At 77.1% G+C, this 19,123-nt stretch carries 16 protein-coding genes; 11 read left to right on the forward strand and 5 right to left on the reverse strand.

The window, feature by feature from the left end:
- Positions 1–186 precede the first annotated feature (186 nt).
- The 3 genes from VEW93_12650 to VEW93_12660 are packed head-to-tail and all read left to right on the forward strand — an operon-like array spanning position 187 to position 2,935.
- The gene (locus VEW93_12650; GenBank protein ID HYI62641.1) at positions 187–1,044 is read left to right on the forward strand and encodes an NTP transferase domain-containing protein; all 858 of its coding nucleotides are present in this window, start codon (positions 187–189) and stop codon (positions 1,042–1,044) included.
- Positions 1,041–2,324, forward strand: a complete 1,284-nt coding sequence (locus tag VEW93_12655; GenBank protein ID HYI62642.1) for a M18 family aminopeptidase — start codon at positions 1,041–1,043, stop codon at positions 2,322–2,324. The genes VEW93_12650 and VEW93_12655 overlap by 4 nt, the downstream gene beginning before the upstream one ends.
- Positions 2,325–2,362: 38 nt before the next feature.
- Entirely contained in the window at positions 2,363–2,935 is a 573-nt protein-coding gene (locus VEW93_12660) for a J domain-containing protein (protein ID HYI62643.1), read from the forward strand.
- Between the two features lie 18 nt (positions 2,936–2,953).
- Here VEW93_12660 and VEW93_12665 read toward each other — a convergent pair whose 3' ends face one another.
- On the reverse strand, positions 2,954–4,147 hold the full coding sequence (locus tag VEW93_12665) for a M23 family metallopeptidase (protein HYI62644.1): 1,194 nt from the start codon (positions 4,145–4,147) through the stop codon (positions 2,954–2,956).
- Between the two features lie 217 nt (positions 4,148–4,364).
- On the opposite strand from VEW93_12665, the gene VEW93_12670 reads away from it, so the two are divergent.
- Positions 4,365–5,303, forward strand: coding sequence for a GGDEF domain-containing protein (locus tag VEW93_12670; protein HYI62645.1), 939 nt, complete (start codon positions 4,365–4,367; stop codon positions 5,301–5,303).
- 6 nt (positions 5,304–5,309) lie between these two features.
- Here VEW93_12670 and VEW93_12675 read toward each other — a convergent pair whose 3' ends face one another.
- Positions 5,310–6,722: a hypothetical protein gene (locus VEW93_12675; GenBank protein ID HYI62646.1), complete on the reverse strand. Its 1,413-nt coding sequence runs from the start codon at positions 6,720–6,722 to the stop codon at positions 5,310–5,312.
- Positions 6,723–6,899: 177 nt separating this feature from the next.
- Here VEW93_12675 and VEW93_12680 point away from each other — a divergent pair, with 177 nt between their 5' ends.
- The gene (locus VEW93_12680) at positions 6,900–8,612 is read left to right on the forward strand and encodes an amidohydrolase family protein (GenBank protein HYI62647.1); all 1,713 of its coding nucleotides are present in this window, start codon (positions 6,900–6,902) and stop codon (positions 8,610–8,612) included.
- Positions 8,613–8,630: 18 nt separating this feature from the next.
- Here the strand turns inward: VEW93_12680 and VEW93_12685 are convergent, their stop codons facing one another.
- Positions 8,631–9,023 (reverse strand): PaaI family thioesterase, encoded by a 393-nt coding sequence (locus tag VEW93_12685; GenBank protein ID HYI62648.1) that lies wholly within the window; start codon positions 9,021–9,023, stop codon positions 8,631–8,633.
- 42 nt (positions 9,024–9,065) lie between these two features.
- Here VEW93_12685 and cofH point away from each other — a divergent pair, with 42 nt between their 5' ends.
- The 4 genes from cofH (at position 9,066) to VEW93_12705 (ending at position 16,960) form a co-directional block, all read left to right on the forward strand.
- Positions 9,066–11,420, forward strand: coding sequence for a 5-amino-6-(D-ribitylamino)uracil--L-tyrosine 4-hydroxyphenyl transferase CofH (gene cofH, locus VEW93_12690; protein ID HYI62649.1), 2,355 nt, complete (start codon positions 9,066–9,068; stop codon positions 11,418–11,420).
- Positions 11,421–11,506: 86 nt separating this feature from the next.
- Entirely contained in the window at positions 11,507–12,550 is a 1,044-nt protein-coding gene (locus VEW93_12695) for a hypothetical protein (protein ID HYI62650.1), read from the forward strand.
- Positions 12,547–15,813, forward strand: coding sequence for a DUF3376 domain-containing protein (locus VEW93_12700; GenBank protein ID HYI62651.1), 3,267 nt, complete (start codon positions 12,547–12,549; stop codon positions 15,811–15,813). Before VEW93_12695 ends, VEW93_12700 begins: the two co-directional genes overlap by 4 nt.
- Before the next feature lie 43 nt (positions 15,814–15,856).
- Positions 15,857–16,960 (forward strand): TIGR00730 family Rossman fold protein, encoded by a 1,104-nt coding sequence (locus VEW93_12705; GenBank protein ID HYI62652.1) that lies wholly within the window; start codon positions 15,857–15,859, stop codon positions 16,958–16,960.
- A gap of 2 nt (positions 16,961–16,962) precedes the next feature.
- Here VEW93_12705 and VEW93_12710 read toward each other — a convergent pair whose 3' ends face one another.
- A complete protein-coding gene (locus tag VEW93_12710; protein HYI62653.1) occupies positions 16,963–17,163 on the reverse strand; it encodes a hypothetical protein in 201 nt (66 codons plus the stop codon).
- A gap of 73 nt (positions 17,164–17,236) precedes the next feature.
- Here VEW93_12710 and VEW93_12715 point away from each other — a divergent pair, with 73 nt between their 5' ends.
- Together VEW93_12715 and VEW93_12720 are read left to right on the forward strand one after the other, a co-directional pair.
- Positions 17,237–17,998 carry a ParA family protein gene (locus VEW93_12715; protein HYI62654.1) on the forward strand — a complete coding sequence of 254 codons (762 nt, stop codon included), beginning with the start codon at positions 17,237–17,239 and terminating at the stop codon, positions 17,996–17,998.
- A 10-nt stretch (positions 17,999–18,008) separates the two neighbouring features.
- Complete coding sequence (locus VEW93_12720; protein HYI62655.1) at positions 18,009–18,761, forward strand: hypothetical protein; 753 nt, start codon at positions 18,009–18,011, stop codon at positions 18,759–18,761.
- A gap of 13 nt (positions 18,762–18,774) precedes the next feature.
- Here the strand turns inward: VEW93_12720 and VEW93_12725 are convergent.
- Positions 18,775–19,123 (reverse strand): penicillin-binding transpeptidase domain-containing protein (locus VEW93_12725; GenBank protein HYI62656.1); only part of this gene is annotated, 349 nt, incomplete at its 5' end.

Genomic DNA, 19,123 nt, shown 5'->3' on the forward strand with positions numbered 1-19,123 from the left:
TCCGGCCCGGCCCCCCTCCAACGCGGTTTCCCGCTCCCGGCACCGTGTGCCAACCCCCGACCGAGCACGAAACCGCCCGATGTCCGGCCCATCCGTGCCGAGGATGACGAGGAGCCGGCGCCCACCCCGAACCCAGCACGAAACGACCCGACATGCGGGCACTTTCGTGCCGGGTACGGTCGGGGGATGCCCGCTCCCCCGCTGTCGCTCGTGGTGCTGGCCGCCGGCATGGCCCGCCGCTTCGGGGCCCTGAAGCAGGTGGCCCCGGTGGGGCCGGGCGACGAGGCCCTGGCCGACCACACCATCGCCGACGCGGTGGCCGCCGGGGTCGAGCAGGTGGTGGTGGTGACCCGGCCCGAGGTCCGGGCCGAGGTGGTGGGCCACCTGGGCCGCCGGGCCCCCGCCCCCCTGGTCGTGGTCGACCAGCCCGGCCCGGCCCCCGGGCGCTCCCGGCCGTGGGGGGCGGCCGAGGCCGTCGCCCTGGCCCTGGCCGCCTGCCCCGGCCCGGCCGTGGTGGCCAACGCCGACGACCACTACGGCGCCGACGCCGTCGCCGCCCTGGTGAGCTGGCTGCGCTCCCCCGCCGCCGGCCCGGGGCGGGCCGCCCTCGTCACCTGGCCGCTGGCCGCCACGCTGTCGCCCCGCGGCCCGGTCACCCGGGCCGTGTGCCGCCTGGGCGACGACGGGTCCACCGTCACCGGCATGGTCGAGCACGAGGGCGTGGCCCGGACCGCCGACGGCGCCGTGGCCTCGACCCGGGGGGCCCTCGACCCCGACGCCCCGGCATCGATGAACCTGTGGGGCCTGCCCGCCGACCTGGGACCGGTCCTGGCCGGCCCGGTCGCCGCCTTCCGGTCCGACCACGCCGGGGAGCCCGACGCCGAGCTGCCCCTGCCCACCGCCCTGGACGCCCTGAGGGCGGCCGGGCGGCTCACCGTCGAGGCCCTGCCCGTGGGGACCTCCTGGGTCGGCATCACCCACCCCGACGACCTGGTCCCGGCCCAGGCGGCCATGGCCCGGCTGGCCCCGGTCCCGGTCCGGTGAGCGCCGGCCCGTCCGTCGAGGACCTGCTGGCCTACCTCGACGCCTCCCCCACCCCGTACCACGCCGCGGCCGAGGCGGCCCGCCGGCTGGCCGCCGCCGGCTCGGTCGAGGTGGCCCTGGCCGGGCCGTGGACCGGGGCCCCGGCCCGGGGCCACATCCGGGCCGACGGGGCCCTGGTGGCCTGGATCCTGCCCGACGGCGGCCCACCGGCCCCGTCCCTCCGCTTGGTGGGGGCCCACACCGACAGCCCCGGCCTGCGGATCAAGCCCCGCCCCGACACCGGGGCCGCCGGGTGGCGCCAGCTCGGCGTCGAGGTCTACGGCGGCGCCCTGGTCAACTCCTGGCTCGACCGCGACCTGGGCCTGGCCGGCCGGGTGGCGGTGCGGAGCGACGACGGGTCGGTGGCCACCCACCTGGTCCGCGTCGACGAGCCGGTGCTGCGGGTGCCCCAGCTGGCCATCCACCTCGACCGGGAGCTCTCCACCCAGGGCCTGAAGCTCGACCGCCAGCGCCACCTCACCCCGGTGTGGGGGGTGGGCACGCCCGAGCCGGGGGCCTTCCGGCGCGACCTGGCCAGCCGGCTGGACGTGGCCCCGGAGCGGATCGGGGGCTGGGACCTGATGGTCCACGACCTGACCCCCGCCGCGGTGGTGGGGACCGATCGGAGCCTGGTGGCCAGCGGCCGCCTCGACGACCTGTGCGCCTGCTGGGCCGGCCTGGTGGCCCTGGCCGGGATCGAGCCCGAGGGCGACCGGGCCGCGGTGCTGGTGCTGTTCGACCACGAGGAGGTGGGCAGCACCTCGACCCGGGGGGCCGGCGGGCCCCTGCTGGCCGACGTGCTGGAGCGGTTGGTGGCGGCCCGGGGCGGCACCCGGTCCGACCTCCTGGCCGCCCTCCCCGCCTCCGCCCTGGCCTCGGCCGACATGGCGCACGCCACCCACCCCAACCACGCCGAGCGCCACGAGCCGGGCCACTGGGTGGCGGTGGACGGCGGCCCGGTGGTCAAGGTCAACGCCAACCAGCGCTACGCCACCGAGCCGGCCACCCAGGCCGCCTTCGAGGCCGCCTGTGACCGGGCCGGCGTGCCGTTCCAGTACTTCGTGGGCCACAACGAGGTCCCCTGCGGCTCCACCATCGGTCCCCTGGCCGCCGCCGGCCTGGGCCTGCCGACGGTGGACGTGGGCGTGGCCCAGCTGGCCATGCACTCGGCCCGGGAGCTGTGCGGCCGGGAGGACCCGCTCCGCATGGCCGCCGCCCTGGGCCAGTGGTTCCTCGGGTGAGCCCCGGCGCCGGCGTCTCGGGCCGGTAGGGCGCACCGGTGGACCGGGAGGAGGCGGCGCGGCTGCTGGGCGTGGCCCCCTCGGCCACCCCGGAGGAGGCCCGCGTCGCCTTCCGGGCCCTGATCCGGGCCCGCCACCCCGACCGGGCCGGCACCGGGGCCACCGCCGACGCCGCCCGCCTCATCGAGGCCCACCGGGTCCTGCGCACCGGGCCGGCCCCGGGCTCTCGGCCGGGCCCGCCCCCGCCGGAGGGCCGGCGGGACGAAGGTCGACCCGGGACCGCCCGCACCCCGGTCGACACCAGGGTGGACGGCGACGCCCTGCTGGTCGACGCGGAGCCGGCCACCGTCATGGCCCGCCTGGTGGAGGCCGGGCACGCCCTGGGCGAGATCACCTACCTGGACCGGTCGTCGGGCTTCGTGGAGCTGCTGCTCCTGGTCCAGGACGAGGGCGACCCGGCCCCCGCCGCGGTGTCGCTGGTGGCCTCGCTCCAGCGTCGCCAGGACGCGGTGGAGGTGTTCTGCACCGTCGAGCGCCTCGACGGCCACCCCGCGCCCCCCGTCGCCCCCCTGGTGGCCGCCCTGGCCGCCGAGATGGCCGGCCCGGCCTGAACGGCACCGGGCCGGTGGTCAGCGGGGTGGCGCGGTGCCGCCCTGCTCGGGGGGCAGGAAGTTGCGGGGGTTCACGGGGATGCCCCGGAGGCGGGTCTCGAAGTGGATGTGGGGGCCGGTCGAGAGGCCGGTGCTGCCCACCTTGGCCAGCTCGTCGCCCTGGGCCACCCGGTCGCCCACCGCCACCGAGATCGACGAGTTGTGGGCGTACACGGTGCCCAGCGAGCTCCCGTGGGCCACCACCACCGTGAGCCCGTAGCCGCCTCGCTCGCTGGCCAGCAGCACCACCCCGTCGGCCGCGGCCCGGACCGGGGAGCCGTTGGGGGCGTCGATGTCGCACCCGGCGTGGAGGCGGGTGAGGTTGAGGATGGGGTGGGCCCGTTGGCCGAACTCCGACACGATGGCCGAGCCCGGTGACGGGCTGGCCACGTCCACCGCGCCGGGCTGCCAGTCGGGGTCCCCGGCCTGGTAGGCGGCCAGGAGCTGGGCCACCCCGTCGGCCGCCTTGTCCAGGCTGACGATGCGGGCCTCGATCGACACCTTGCGGGCCCGGATGTCGCTGAGCAGGAGCCCCTGGAGGGCCTGCTCGTCGACGGCCTCGCCGGTGAGGCGGGCCTGCTCGGCCAGGGCGTCGGTGGCCGCGGCCCGGAGCCGGTCGACGTCGTCGCGGCGGGTCTGGGAGCGCCGGCGGGCCCCGGTGGCCTGCCGGGACCGCGCGTCGGCCTCCCGCCGGGCGGCCACCAGCTCGTCGACCAGGGCCTTCTGCTGGTCGCTGATGCTCTCCCGGTAGCCGCGCCGGGCCACCGCCCCGTCGTCGCCGTCGAGCACGGCCAGGAAGGTGGCCAGCGACGTGGCCCCGCCCTCGCCCATGTAGGACTCCACGGCGTGGGCCCGCAGGCGTCCCTCGGCCACCGTCACCCGCTCCCGGGCCCGGTCCAGGGCCGCCTCGGCCCCCGTCTCGGCCTCGCGGTCGCGGGCCAGGGCGGCCTCGGCGTCGCGCAGGCCCTGCTCGGCCGCGGCCACCGCCTCCTGGGCGGCCTGGACCTGCCCCAGCAACTCGGTGAGGCGCGCCGTGGCCTGGTCGTAGGCCACCAGGGTGTCGGCCTCGGCGCCGGCCAGGTCCTCGTACTGGCGGCGGAGGGCCTCGGCGTCCACGGGGCCGGGATCGCCGTCCTGGGCGCTGGTCGGGGTGGCCAGCACGGTGGCGGCCACGGCGGCCAGCGCGGCGAGCGCGGCCCACCCACGGTGGCGGCGAGGGCCGGTGCCGGTGGCGGGTGGTGTGGTTCTGCGCATGGTCGAGACGTGCCCCCTACCGGTGCCGGAGTCTACGGCGGATGCCTTGTGGTGGGCTCACCACGGAGGGTGGCGGCGGGGCACACGGGCGTTGGGTACGGTGCGGCCAGGCTTCCCTCTCCCCCGGTCCTCGCCCGTGCACCACACCTCCCACCCCCCCACCCTGGGCAGCGGCCCCCCGCTCAGCCTGGAGACCATCGTCGACGCCCTGCCCCACGGGCTGGCCCTGGTCGACGAGCGGGGGGTGGTGGTGGCCACCAACCGCCTGTGGGACCTGGCCGGCGGCGACGGCGACGTGGTCACGGTGCCTGTCGACACCGACCTGCCCCTGGCCCTGCGGGCCGCCCGCGGCGACCTGGCCGCGGTGGCCGACCACGCCGCCGACGGCCTGGGCCGGCTCCTCGACGGCCGGGGCAGCAGCTTCCAGGTCCAGTACCAGGTGCACGGGGCGGAGGACCCCACCGAGGTGCGCTGGTTCCTCCTCTCGGCCGAGCGCCTGCCCCACGGCGGCCTGGTGATGACCCGCACCGAGACCACCGTGCACCACAGCGTCAACGACGTGCTGGCTGACCTGGCCTTCCACGACGACCTCACCGGCCTGCCCAACCGGGGCCTGCTGATGGACCGCATCCGCATGGCCCTCATCCGGGCCCAGCGCCTGCACCTGCTGCCCCTGGTGGTCTTCGTCGACCTCGACGGGTTCAAGGCCGTCAACGACGCCCACGGCCACGCCGCCGGCGACGCCGTGCTGGTCGAGGCGGCCCGGCGCCTGTCCTCCGCCGTCCGCGAGGGCGACACCTGCGGCCGGTGGGGCGGCGACGAGTTCGTGCTGGTGGTGGAGCTCGGCTCCCGGGGCGCCGCCCGCCGGGTGATCGAGCGCCTGCGGGCGGCCTTCGACACGCCCATCGCCCTGCCCGACGGCGCCGAGTGCCGGGCCAGCCCGAGCATCGGCGCCGTGGTGGCCACCGGGTCGGAGCGGGTCGAGGCCCTCCTGCACCACGCCGACGAGGCCATGTACCGGGCCAAGCGCGACGGGTCGGGGGCGGTGATCGTGGGGGACGACCCCCACGCCTGACCACACCTAGGGGCGGGCGGCGACCTCGACCACCAGGCATTCGGAGTCGGGGCGGACCTGGTCGGCGGCCAGGGCCAGATCGGCCGTCCACGCCACCGGGACGCCCGGGTCGAGCCCGACGGCCACGGTGGCCGTCTTCTCGGCGTAGACCTCGCCGGCCACGTCCTGGACCCCGACCACCACGTCGTAGCGATCGGCGTCGGGGCCACCGCCGGACACCACGCCCTCGGCCACGTACCCGCTGGCGCCCCCCTGGCACGACCGGAGCGTGGCCTCGGCCGGGGCCGCGTCCCCCGGGGGGGCGGTGGCCTCGGAGCCGGTGGCCAGGGGCGCCGGGTCGTCGGAGGCCGGGGCCGACCGGGGCTCGTCGCCGCTGAGGACGATGGCCCCCACCACCGCGGCCAGGACGACCAGGACGATGACCACGACCACCAGGCCCCGCCGGCCCGGCTCGGGGATGGCCAGGTCTTCGTCCGCGCCGGCCCGCGGGTCGGGCACCGGGATGGGGATCGGATCGAAGTAGGAGCGGGGGGCCGGCGCCTCCTCGGCCGGCGGCGGCCCGGCGGGGGCCGGCGGGGCCGCGGCCGGGGACGGGGCGGCGGGAGCGGACGGCCCGGCGGCCGCCGACGGCGGCGCGTCGAAGCGGGCGGCGTCGCCCAGGATCGGCAAGCGGCCGCCGGTCGGCGGGGGCGGGGAGCCCTTCGCCGGCTCCGGCCCGGGGGCGTCGGGTGGCGGCCCGGCCGCAGGGCCCTCGGTGACGGGGCCGGGCGACCAGGGGTCGTCGTGGGCTCCCACCGGGTCGAAGGCGGGGTTCGGCGGGGTCCGCGGCTCGGTATCGGTCGGCCCGGTATCGGTGGGCCCGGTATCGGTCGGCTCGGGCACGTCGGGGGCGGGCGCCGGCTCGGGGGCGGTGGTGGTCGCGGGGACGGGGGCCGGCCCGGCGGGGGACGACCCCTCGGCCGGCGGGGCCGGCGCCACCGAGGCCAGGGCGTCGCGGGCCAGGTTCTCGGCCACGAAGCGGTCGGCGGCCAGCTCGTCGGCGGAGAGGGCCTCGGGGTGGCCGAAGCCGCCGTCCAGGGTGAGCGTCACGGCCTGGCCGGCGGTGACGCTGCGGGGCAGGGCGGCCGCGCCCTTCACCGCGGCCCGGCCGGCCACCACCACCAGCAGGGCCTCGAAGTCGCTGACCTCCAGCACGGCGGCGCCGTCGCGGACCTGGACGGTGGTGGCGCCGTGGCTGGCCAGGACGCCGGGCCCGGCGTCGGTGGCCCGGATCCACAGGGCGCCGTGCTGGACCTCGATGCGGGGCGCCGAGCGGTCGACGCCGTGCCGCTCCAGGCGGGCCCCCCGGTGGCGCACGAGGGCGCCGGGGACCGGTCGCTCCTCCACCAGCTCGTCCATCTCGGTCCTGTCGGTCGCCATCGGGCTCGCCGTGAGGTCCGCGGCCCGCCGATGCTACCGACGGCCCGCCCGCCGCCCCGCCCTGGCCATCTTCCGTGTTCGTCCACGCGCTCTGTGTGGTCAGATCGCCCGGGTCGGGCCCCTTGGGCCCCGGCGGGGCCGCGGCGGCCCGGTCACCGCCGGGCGTAGGTTGGGCCCATGCACGACCTGGTCATCCGCGGGGGCTCGCTCGTCGACGGGTCGGGGGCGCCGCCCCGCCGGGCCGACGTGGCCGTCACCGGCGACCGGATCGCCGAGGTGGGCGACACCGTCGGTCCCGGCCGCCGGGAGGTCGACGCCGAGGGTGCGGTGGTCACCCCGGGCTGGGTCGACATGCACACCCACTACGACGCCCAGGCCACCTGGGACCCGGAGCTCAGCCCGTCGGGCTGGCACGGCGTCACCACCGTGGTCATGGGCAACTGCGGGGTGGGCTTCGCCCCCGCCGCCCCCGACCGACGCGACTGGCTGATCCGGCTCATGGAGGGCGTGGAGGACATCCCCGGCGCCGCCCTCACCGAGGGCATCGAATGGGAGTGGGAGTCCTTCGAGGAGTACCTCGACGCCCTGGACCGCCGGAGGTGGGTGGCCGACGTGGGCACCCAGGTGCCCCACGGCGCCCTCCGGGCCTACGTGATGGGCGACCGGGGAGCGGCCAACGAGCCGGCCGCCGCCGAGGACCTGGCCGCCATGGAGCGCATCACCACCGGGGCCCTGCGGGCCGGCGCCCTGGGCGTGTCCACCTCCCGCACTCCGCTGCACCGCTCGGCCGACGGCGAGCTGGTGCCGGGCACCCACGCCGGCGAGGACGAGGTCATGGCCCTGGGCGACGCCCTGCGGGCCGCCGGCCACGGCGTGTTCCAGGGCGCCCTCCACCACCCCGACGTGCCGGCCTCGTTCGGGTGGATGCGCCGCCTGGCCCAGCGCTCGGGCCGGCCCGTCACCTTCAACCTCCAGCAGACCGACGCCGCCCCCGACCTGTGGCGGGACGTGGCCGGCCTCCTGGACCGGGCCCAGGAGGACGGCATCGGCGTCTACGGCCAGGTCCACGGCCGGCCCGTCGGCCTCCTCATGGGCTGGTCGGCCACCATCCACCCGTTCTCCACCTCGGCCGGGTGGGGACCGGTGGCCTTCCTGCCCCCCGCCGAGCGGGTCCAGGCCCTGCGCCGGCCCGAGGTGCGGAACGGGATCCTGGGCGGGGAGGCCGCCGACATGGGCGACTTCGTCCGCTCCCTCACCACCTCGTGGCACAAGATGTTCCCGTTCCGGGGCGAGACCGACTACGAACCGCCGCCCGAGGCCTCGGTGGCGGCGGTGGCCGAGCGGGAGGGCCGGCCACCGGCCGAGGTGGCCTTCGACGTGCTCATGGAGGACGACGGCCAGGGCCTCCTCTACTTCCCGCTGTTCAACTACAGCGACGGCACCCTCGACCCGCTGTGGGAGCTGCACCAGCACCCCCGCACCCGCATGGGCCTGGCCGACGGCGGGGCCCACGTGGGCTCCATCTGCGACGGTTCCACGCCCAGCTTCATGCTCGCCTTCTGGGCCCGGGACCGGGTCCGGGGGCCCCACCTGCCCCTGGAGCTGATCGTCCACCGCCAGACCCGGAGCACCGCCCTGCACTACGGCCTGGCCGACCGGGGCCTGGTGGCCCCCGGCCTGCGAGCCGACCTGAACGTGGTCGACCTGGAGCGCCTGGCCGTCGACCCGCCCCGCATGGCCTGGGACCTGCCCACCGGGGCCCGGCGCTTCGTCCAGGGCTCCCGCGGCTACCGGCTCACCACCTGCGCCGGCACCGTGGTGCGGGAGGACGACGAGCTCACCGGGGCCCACCCCGGCCGCCTGCTCCGCGGCCCGCAAACCGCCGCCTGACCCTCCGGCCGGACCGGGTCAGCGCAGGACGGCCTGGGTCTGGGTGGTGACGGCCACCCGCCGGCCCTCGGCGTCGCTCGTGTCGGTCTGGACCACCACGGTGGACCGCCCGGCGTGCAGCACGGTGGAGGTGGCGCTCACCGTGCCGGCCCGCACGGCCCGGAACAGGTTGGTCTTGGACTCGATGGTGGACGTGCCCGTCGCCCCCTCGGGCAGGTTCAGGTAGGCCAGGATCGCCCCCAGGCTGTCGGCCAGGGCCATGAGGGCGCCGCCGTGGAGGGCGCCGCCCACCGTGCACCGGTCGGTGGCCCAGTCCAGCTCCCCGGTGACCTCGTCCACCGACGCCGCGGTGAGCCGCACCCCGTTGGCCACGGCGAAGGGCATGGACGAGATCAGCGCGTCGAGGTCCACCGGGTCATCGTGCCACGGGGGCCCGCCGGTAGCCTGCCCCCCGTGCCCGCCGAGCTGACCGGTCTGCCCACCGCCGAGTTGACCGCCCGCGCCGCCGCCGTGCGCGATGCGGCCCACGGCCGGCGGGTGACGTTCTCGCCCAAGGTCTTCATCCCCCTGACCATGCTGTGCCGCGACCGCTGCGGCTACTGCACCTTCGCCCAGCCCCCGGCCCGGCTCGACAGCCCGTTCCTGGACATCGACGACGTGCTGGTCCTGGCCCGCCGAGGGGCGGCGGCCGGCTGCCACGAGGCCCTGTTCACCCTGGGCGAGGCCCCCGAGGAGCGGTACCCGGCGGCCCGGGAGTGGCTGGCCGAGCGGGGCCACGCCTCCACCGTCGACCACCTGGTGGCCGCCTGCCGGGCGGTGCTGGAGGAGACCGGCCTGCTCCCCCACGCCAACCCCGGCGCCCTGCCGGCGGCCGAGCTGGCCCGGCTCCGCGAGGTCAGCCCCAGCCAGGGGATGATGGTCGAGACCCTGCGGGCCGACCTGGCCGCCCACCGGGGGGCCCCGGACAAGACCCCGGCCCGGCGTCTGGCCACCCTGGAGGCGGCCGGCGAGCTGCGCATCCCCTACACCACCGGCATCCTGTGCGGCATCGGGGAGGACGAGGCCGACCGGGTCGAGGCCCTGGAGGCCATCGCCGCCTCCCACCGGCGCCACGGCCACGTGCAGGAGGTGATCGTCCAGAACTTCCTGCCCAAGCCGGGCACGGCCATGCACGCCCACCCCCCCTGCCCGCCCGAGGACCACCTGCGGGCCATCGCCGTGGCCCGGCTGATCCTGCCGGCCGAGGTCCACGTCCAGGCCCCGCCCAACCTGGCCGACGAGGTGGCCCCCCTGCTGGCCGCCGGTGTCTCCGACCTGGGCGGCGTGTCGCCGGTGACCATCGACCACGTCAACCCCGAGCGGCCCTGGCCCCACCTCGACGCCCTGCGCCGGGCCACCGAGGAGGCCGGCCACCAGCTGGCACCCCGCCTCACCGCCCACCCCCGCTACGTGGCGGAGGCGGCCACCTGGATCGACCCCGGCCTGCACTTCGCGGTGATGGACCGGGCCGACGCCGAGGGCCTGGGCCGCGACGACCCCGGGGCCGTCTTCCCCAACAAGGTGGGCGAGGTCCGCAACGTGGGCGACGGGGCCGAGGTGGTCCTGGTCGGCCGCCGGTCCACGGCCTGGTACTCGGGGGCCGGCACCGCCCCCCCGACGCTGGTGCCGGGCCCGTCCGCCCCCCTGCGGGGCCCGGTGCGGGAGGTGCTGGACGGCGTGGCCGCCGGCCAGCAGGTGGGCCACGACGAGATCGTCACCCTGTTCTCGGCCCGGGGCCGGGAGGTGGCGGCGGTGGCCGAGGTGGCCGACGCGCTGCGGGCCCGGGCCGTGGGCGACACCGTGACCTACGTCCGCAACCGCAACATCAACTACACCAACGTCTGCACGTTCAAGTGCCGGTTCTGCGGCTTCTCCAAGGGTCCCCGCTCGCTCAACCTGCGGGGCACGCCCTACCTGCTGACCCTGGACGACATCGCCGAGCGGGTGCGGGAGGCCTGGGACCTGGGGGCCACCGAGGTGTGCCTGCAGGGCGGCATCCACCCCAGCTTCGACGGCGACTACTACATAGACGTCACCCGGGCGGTGAAGGAGGCAGCGCCGGGCATCCACGTCCACGGCTTCACCGCCCTGGAGGTCACCGAGGGGGCCAAGCGCCTGGGCGAGCCCCTGGCCACCTACCTGCGCCGCCTGATGGACGCCGGGCTCCGCACCCTGCCCGGCACCGCGGCCGAGATCCTGGACGACCCGGTGCGCCAGGTCCTGTGCCCCGACAAGGTCGACACCGAGGAGTGGCTGGAGGCCCACCGCACCGCCCACCAGGTGGGCCTGCGCTCCAACATCACCATCATGTTCGGCGCCGTGGAGGACCCGGGCTCCTGGGCCCGCCACCTGCTCCGCACCCGGGACCTCCAGGCCGAGACCGGCGGGTTCACCGAGTTCGTGCCCCTGCCGTACGTGCACATGGCGGCCCCGCTCTACCTGCAGCAGCGCTCCCGCCGCGGCCCCACGTTCCGCGAGGTGGTGCTCATGCACGCCGTGGCCCGCATCGCCTATGACGGCCTGGTCCCCCACATCCAGGCCTCGTGGGTGAAGCTGGGGGCCGACGGCGCCCGCCAGCTCCTGCGGGCCGGGGTCGACGACCTGGGCGGCACGCTCATGGACGAGACCATCTCCCGGGCCGCCGGCGCCTCCCACGGCCAGGCCATGGACGAGGACGGCTTCCGGGCCGTGGTCGAGCCCCTGGGTCGGGCCCTGGCCCAGCGCAGCACCCTGTACGAGCCCATCGCCGCCGAGCCCGCCGTCGGCTGACCCCCCGGCGGTCCTCCTCCGGCTCGCTGACATGGCATAGGGTGCTGCCAGCGGGGCCGGAGGCCCCTTGACGGGGAGGGGTTCCCATGGATGCGCTCGGGTCGTCGGCGGTGTTCGAGACCGCCATCGGCGTGGTGGTGGTGTGGTTCCTGGCCGCCACGCTGTGCTCGGCCGTGGTCGAGGGCATCGCCGCCCTCGGCGGGTTCCGGGCCAAGCACCTGTGGCAGTCGGTGGCCTCGTGGTTCTCCACCGGGTCGGCGCCGAAGGCCCCGGCCTCGCTCGTCGCGGCCTGGCGACTCTGGGTCTCTCCCCCCGACCCCCGGCAGGAGGGGACCAGGCCGTCGGCCCACCAGCAGTTCCTGGAGGCCGTCCCCGGGCTGGACCCGGAGCACCTGGCCCGGACCAAGGAGGTCAACCGGGAGGCGGGAGCAGCGGCCCTGGCCACCGCGGCCGAGGCCGACGACTTCGGCCACACCCAGCTCGGGTCGCTGATCGAGCGGCTGCCCACGTCGGTCAAGGGCGAGGCCGGGGACCGGGCCCAGTGGCTGGCCCGCTGGTTCGACTCGGAGATGGCCCAGGTCACCGCGGCCTACCGCCGCCGCATCCGCTGGTGGGCGGCGGCGGTGGGGCTGGTGGTGGTGATCGGGGGCGGCCTCGACGCCGGCCAGCTGGCCGCCCAGCTCTACCGGGACCCGGTGCGCCGCGACGCCGCCGCGGCCAAGGCCGAGCAGCTCATCGCCGCCGGAACGGCCTGCCCCGACACGGCGGGTGGGACGACGACCACGACGACCACCCCGGGGGCCGCACCGGACGAGGACGGGACCCCGGCCACCAGCGCCCCCGCCACCCCGACCTCGGCCGCGCCCGCTGCCGGGGCGGCCGAGCCGGGACAGGCGGTCACCCGCCAGGTCGAGTGCGCCAGCGCGGTGGCCGACGACCTGGAGACCCTGCAGGTGTCGCGCTGGGTCGGGGGGAAGGTGTGGCCGACCGACGCCGGCGGGTGGGTGGGCATGGTCCTGGGCCTGCTGGCCTCGGCCCTCGCCGTGGCCGCTGGCGCCCCCCTCTGGTTCTCGGTCCTGCAGCGCCTGATGGGGCTGCGCCGCCCGGCCCCGGGCACCACGCCGTCGTGACCGGGCGCACGCTCCGCCTGGCCCTGTCCATGCGGGGCGGGGTCAGCCTGGCGGTGTGGATCGGCGGGGCCGTGGCCGAGGTCGACGCCCTCCGGTGGGACGTGGCCCGGGGCGACGGCAGCGACACCGCCCTCGGGCAGGTGGCGCGGGCCATGGGCATCGACGCGGTGGAGATCGACGTCATCTCCGGCACCAGCGCCGGGGGGCTCAACGGGGTTGTCCTGGGCGCGGCCATGGCCAACGGCCGGCGCCTCGACGGCCTCCGCCCCCTGTGGCTGGAGACCGCCGACCTGTCCCGCCTGCTGCGGCCGGCCGGGTTCGGGGTCCCCCGCTCGGTGCTGGACGGCGACTACTTCCTGGAGCGGGCCGAGGCCGCCCTGGCCGAGCTGGGCCGACCCGCGCCGGGCACGACGCCCCCGCCCCTGGAGCGCCTCGACGCCTTCTTCCCGGTGACCTCGGTGGAGCCGGTCCGCCGCACCATGCGCACCGACCCCGCCGCCCCCGTCGACGACGAGCAGGTGGGAGCGGTGGTGTGGCTGCAGCACCGGGTCCCGGCCCCCGGCGCCCCGGTCCCCGACGACCCGCCCCCGCCCCTCGACTTCGCCGCCGGCACCGCCCGGGCGGCCCGGGACCTGGCCCTGGCCGTGCGGGCCACGGCCGCCTTCCCGGTGGCCTTCGATCCCATCCGCATCGGGGAGGGCGACCTGGTCGACCGGGTCCGCTTCCCCGGGCCGACGCCGCCCCAGGTGCTGCTCTACGACGGCGGCGTGGTGGACAACATGCCGGTGGGGCGGGCCATGGCCGCCATCAGCCGGGCGCCGGCCGACGGGCCCACCGAGCGCGTCCTGCTCTACCTGCACCCCAGCCCCGGCGCCGAGGCCCCCGACGAGGACCGGCCCGAGCGCCTGGCCCGCCTGCACCTGACCGGGGCGGTGCCCCTCGACGTGGCCCGCTCCGCCCTCCGGGCCGTCCGGGTCAAGTCCCTGGGCGACGACCTCCAGACCCTGGAGGACCACAACACCACCGTGGCCCGCCACCTCCACGATCGGGCCCAGTTACTGGCCCGGGCCACCGGGGCCGACGCCGTGGCCCACGGGCGTTACGACGCCGAACGGCTGGTGAGCCTGCTGGTGGACCCGGCCCCGCACCTCGAGCTCCTGGGCCCGGGCGGCGGTGCCCCGCCGCCGGTGCTGCCCTGCCCGGCGGACGTCGAGCGCCGGATGTTGGTCACCGCCCTCGGCGACGCCGCCGGGGCCGGCCCCTCGACCCGCCCGTGGTCGCCGGTCATCCGCATCGCCTCCCTGCTGGTGGAGTGGGCCCGAGCCCTGGAGGCCCAGGGCGACGCCTCCGTCGGGCCGACGAAGCGGGCCGTCCACGCCGTCCGGACCAACGCCTACCACCAGGCCTCCCGGCTGGATCGCGCCACCGTGCCGGCCGTCCGCTCGGCCCTGGCCCTGGGGGCGGCCCTCCCCGTGCACCCGGGTGCCCCGGCCCCCGCCCCCCCGCCGGTGGCTCTCTCGCCCACCGCGGTGACCACCATGGCCGGCGTCATCCTGGCCGCCCGCCGGGCCGTGCTGGAAGCCGACCCGGCCTGGGTCCCGGCGGCCGCGGCAGCGGCCGGACAGGAGCTCGGCGCCCTGGCCCTCGTGTTGCGCGACCACGCCGCCGGCGCCTGGGGGGCCGGCCCGGCCGCCCCGCCCCCGCCGGCGGCCGTGGGGCCCGACCCGGCCGACGCCCTGCCCACCGCCCTCTGGGCCCGGTTGTGGGACGTGACCGACCCGGGGCGGGCGGCCGACGTCCTGGCCCAGGTCGACCGCGACCTGCTCCCCCTGCACCGCCACGCCCCCACCGGCAGCCTCGACACGGTGCGCTTCCACACCCTGGCCGGCACCGCCCCCACGCCGCTGGCCTCCGACTACCCGTGGCCCCGGACGGTGGCCGCCCGGCCCCTGGCCGTCCTGGCCTCGCTGGCCGTCCGCCGGGGGCCCGAGGGGGAGGCCGACCCGCTGGGCCGCGTCGCGCCGGCCACCAAGCTGGCCGGCAACCAGCTCCACAACTTCGCCGCCTTCCTGGACCGCCACTGGCGGGCCAACGACTGGATGTGGGGGCGCCTGGACGGGGCCGAGACCCTGGTCCGGCTCCTGTTCGACCCGAGCCGGGCCGTCCCCGACCCCGCGGCCACGGCCCGGGACCTGCACGCCGCCTGCACCGCCCCCGCCCGGTTCGCGGGGGCGCCGCCCCACTGGCAGGAGCAGCTGGTGGCCCTGGCCCGCGAGCCCTGGGGTGGGGGCGCCGACGGTCCCGACCCGGCGGTGGTGGCGGCGCTGGCCGGCGAGCTGGACGGCCCCGACGACCGGGCGCTGTGCCGCAGCCTGGTGCTGTGGTGCCGGCACCTGGAGATCCTGGCCGAGGAGCTGAGCCAGCCCACGGCCGACAGCCCGGCCGGGCCCCGGGCCCGGGGCGAGGCCGCCCCCTCCCTCCGCGACGCCGCCGCCACCTGGGATGCTGCCTCCCGCCAGCTCAGCGACCGGTGGGGGGACCGGGCCACCACCGCGGTGGGCGTGCCCGCCACCTTCCTGGCCCTCCGCACCCTGACGGCCCGGGCCCCCCGGCCGGTGCGGGCCCTCCGGGGCGCCCTCACCGTGGCCCTCGGCCCCCTGGCCGGGCTGGCCCTGGCCCGGCGGCGGGGCCTGGCCGCGGTCCTGGCCTTCCTGGGCGGCACCGTGCTGCCCCGCACCCACGACCACCGCACCGGCACCGTGGTGCTCACCGCCCTGCTCCTGGCCCTGGCCGGGGCCGGCCTCGTGGCCACCCGGCCCCGCCGGGGACCGCGACCGGCGCCCCGCGGGCGGGAACGGGGGTGGGGGGCGGTCACCGTGGCCCTGGTCGCGGCCTCGGTCGGCGTGTCGATCGGCCTCCTGGCCGCCGAGGGTTGGCTCGCCGACCACGACCTCCTGCTCCGCCCGGGCCACGCCCCCTGGCCGGCGGTGGCTGTGCCGGCGGTGGCCACCGCGTTGTCGGCCTGGTGGGTGTGGTCGTGGGCGCGGTGGACGTGGCGCACCGTCATCACCGCCCTCACCACCGCGGTGGTGACCGGGTGGGTCCTCCTCGGCGCCCACACCGACGAGGTCCGCACCTGGCCGGTGGTGGGCCGGGCGCTGCACCCCCTCGGCTCGTTCTGGTGGGCGGTGCTGGCCCTGGCCCTGCTCACCACCCTGTTCGGGGCCAACGTGGACGTGGCCCGGCGCCCCGCCGCCCCCTGAGCGCAGGCCCGGGGGGCCGGGCACGTGCCAGGCTGGCGGCGCCATGGCCCGCGACGGCTCCCCCCTCCCCCCGGCCGGACCGGCGACCCCGCTGGGCACGGCGCCGGCCGCCCGGGCCCTGGGGGCCGACCTCGACCCCACGGTGGACGACGCCGTCGACCACCTGGTCGAGGCGGTGGCGCCGTCGGCCAACGCCGACCTGGTGCGGGAGATCCTCCGCACCGGAGCCCGGCTGGGCCGCGACGACGTGGAGCGGTTGGACCTCAAGATCACCCGGGCCGTGGTGGCCGAGATGCGTGACGCCTTCGCCGTCTTCGCCCCCTACCGGGACGTGCCCAAGGTGACCATCTTCGGCTCGGCCCGCATCCGGGAGGCCGACCCCCTCTACGCCCAGACCCGCCGCCTGGCCGAGGAGATGGCCGCCGCCGGCTGGATGGTGGTCACCGGGGCGGGGCCGGGGATCATGCTGGCCGGCATGCAGGGCGCGGGGCGCGACCGCTCCATCGGGGTGAACATCCGCCTGCCGTTCGAGCAGTCGGCCAACGAGGTCATCACCGGCGACCCGAAGCTGGTGACCATGAAGTACTTCTTCACCCGCAAGCTCATGCTGATGAAGGAGTCGGCCGCCTTCGTGGCCCTCCCGGGCGGGTTCGGCACCCTGGACGAGACCCTGGAGCTGCTCACCCTCCAGCAGACCGGCAAGGCGGTGCCGGCCCCCATCGTGCTGCTGGACGAGCCCGGCGGCCAGTACTGGGAGGGGTGGGCCCGCTTCGTGACCGAGCACGTGAGCGGGGGCGGCTACATCTCCCCCGGGGACCTCGACCTGGCCGACCGCACCGACGACGTGCCCACCGCGGTGGATCGCATCACCGACTTCTACCGCCGCTACCACTCCATCCGCTGGGTCGGGAGCCGGCTGGTCATCCGCCTGTCCTCGGAGATCACCGACGAGGAGCTGGCCGCCCTCAACCAGCGCTTCGGGCACCTGTGCACCGAGGGGCGGATCGAGCGCTCCAAGCCGTTCGCCCCCGAGCGCTCCGACGGCGACGTGGTGGACCTGCCCCGCCTGGCCCTGGCCTTCGACGTGTTCCAGATGGCCGGCCTGCACCACCTGGTGCGGGCGGTCAACGGCCTGCCCGGGGCCTGAAATCAGGGGGTGTCGTCGGGCTCGGCCAGGAGGTGGACGGCCTTCTCCACCGCCCGCCGGGCCCGGGTGAGGCGCCGCTCGTCCACCGGCAGCTCGGTGCCCCCGGCGTCGATGGACTCGCGCAGGCGGACGAGGGCCAGGTCGGCCAGCTCCTCGGCGATGGCCTCCAGGCGGCCCCGGATGTCGTCGAACTCTCCGGCCATCACCGGATGATCGCGCGCCTCCGCCCCGGCAGCGCGGTTTCCCGGGGGTCGGCCCACGCGGCACACTCGTCGGGTGGAGACCGTCGCCCTCACCGCCCTGAAGGGAGGGGTGGGCAAGACCAGCACCACGGTCAACCTGGCCGCCCTGGCCGCCACGGCCGGCTACCGCACCCTGGTGTGGGACCTGGACCCCCAGGCCGGGGCCACCGCCTGCCTGGGCGTGAAGCCGAAGCTGCGGGGCGGGGCCCAGCGCCTCCTGGGCTCGGACCGGGACATGGCCGGCTCCATCCGCAGCTCCACCACCCCCGGCCTCGACGTGCTGCCCGGCGACGTGACCCTGCGCGAGGCCGACGTCATCGTCACCGGCAACCGCAAGCCCCGACGGTCCATGCGCCGGGTGCTGAGCGCGGTGGCCAAGGACTACGACCTGGTCCTGGCCGACTGCCCCCCCGGGGTGGGCCCGGCCACCGAGGTGCTGGTCCACTCGGTGGACCTGCTGCTGGTGCCGGTGGTCCCCGCCCCGCTCGACCTGCGCGCCCTCGACCGCTTCCACGACGTGATCACCGACCTGGGCGCCCCCGAGGAGCTGCTGGCCCCGTTCCTGTCGCTGGTCGACCGGCGCAAGCCCCTGCACCGCAAGCTGGTGGACGAGGTGCGCACCACCCGCCGCTTCCTCGGCGCCTCCGTCCCGGTGTCCTCGGCGGTCGAGCGCATGCCCGTGGAGCAGGTGCCGACGGTGGTGTCCGCGCCCCGCTCGCTGGCCTCGATCGCCCTGCGCGACCTGTGGGCCGAGGTGGCCGAGCGCCTCGCCCTCCCCAGCCCGCCGCGCCGGTAGGGTCGGCCGAGTGGCCAAGCGACGCGCCCCGCAGGATCTCCACGAGTACGTGTCCTTCGACGATCCCGACGAGGACCGCACCTGGGTCTACGACGTCACGTTCCTGACCAGCCCCTGGACCTGCATCTTCGGGCGGGGCTGCCCGGGGGTGCTGGACGGGCCGGCCGAGGAGATGATCCAGGGCTGCTGCTCCTACGGCGCCCACTTCACCGGTCCCGAGGACCGGGCCCACGTGGAGCAGATGGCGGCCCGCATGACCGACGCGCAGTGGCAGTTCCGCAAGGTGGCGGCCAAGCGGGGCGGGCCCGTCAAGGTCAACAAGGAGGGCGAGACCGTCACCCGCCTGGTCGACAACGCCTGCATCTTCCTCAACCGGCCCGGCTTCGCCAACGGCCCGGGCTGCGCCCTGCACCAGGCCGCGGTGGAGAACGGCGAGCGGTTCATGGACTGGAAGCCCGAGGTGTGCTGGCAGGTGCCGCTGCGCCGGGTCGACGACACCGACCCCTACGGCCACGTCACGTCCACCCTGCGCGAGTGGAAGCGCCGCGACTGGGGCGAGGGCGGCGCCGAGTTCCACTGGTGGTGCACGGCCGACGACGGCGCCTTCGGCGGCAAGAAGCCGGTCTACGTCGAGATGCGCGACGAGATCATCGAGATGACCAGCCGCCGCGCCTTCCAGATGTTCGTCGAGTACGTCGAGGCCCGGCAGGCGCCGGGGGCGGCGACCTTCCTCCCCCACCCGGTGGTGCGCACCCGCCGCTAGCCGCGGCCCGGCGCTAGCCGCCGTAGGCGTTGAGGAAGCTGGCGGCGATGGGGCCGGCGACGCTGCCGCCGCCCGAGCCACCCTCGACGAAGACGCAGAAGGCCACGTCGCCGCGCCAGCCGATGATCCAGGCGTTGGTGGCCAGGTTCTCGCCGCCGCCGAACTCGGCGGTGCCGGTCTTGGCGAAGATCTCGCCCGGCAGCCCGCCCAGGGCGCCGGTGGCGGTGCCGTCGAGGACCACGGCCCGCATCATGTCCCGGAGGTAGCCGGTGGCGGTGGGGTCGAGCGGGATGTCAGCCGGCGGGTTCTCGGCCACCGGCTCGGCGACGACCCGGGGCGCCTTCCAGCGGCCGGCGGCGACC

It is taken from the genome of Acidimicrobiales bacterium, from assembly GCA_035630295.1.
Lineage (GTDB): Bacteria > Actinomycetota > Acidimicrobiia > Acidimicrobiales > Iamiaceae > Iamia.

Excerpts from the sequence above, each read along its gene's own strand:
- VEW93_12650 (HYI62641.1), top strand. The coding sequence starts at position 187 with ATGCCCGCTCCCCCGCTGTCGCTCGTGGTGCTGGCCGCCGGCATGGCC.
- VEW93_12675 (HYI62646.1), bottom strand. The coding sequence starts at position 6,722 with ATGGCGACCGACAGGACCGAGATGGACGAGCTGGTGGAGGAGCGACCG.
- VEW93_12680 (HYI62647.1), top strand. The coding sequence starts at position 6,900 with ATGCACGACCTGGTCATCCGCGGGGGCTCGCTCGTCGACGGGTCGGGG.
- VEW93_12695 (HYI62650.1), top strand. The coding sequence starts at position 11,507 with ATGGATGCGCTCGGGTCGTCGGCGGTGTTCGAGACCGCCATCGGCGTG.
- VEW93_12705 (HYI62652.1), top strand. The coding sequence starts at position 15,857 with ATGGCCCGCGACGGCTCCCCCCTCCCCCCGGCCGGACCGGCGACCCCG.
- VEW93_12710 (HYI62653.1), bottom strand. The coding sequence starts at position 17,163 with ATGGCCGGAGAGTTCGACGACATCCGGGGCCGCCTGGAGGCCATCGCC.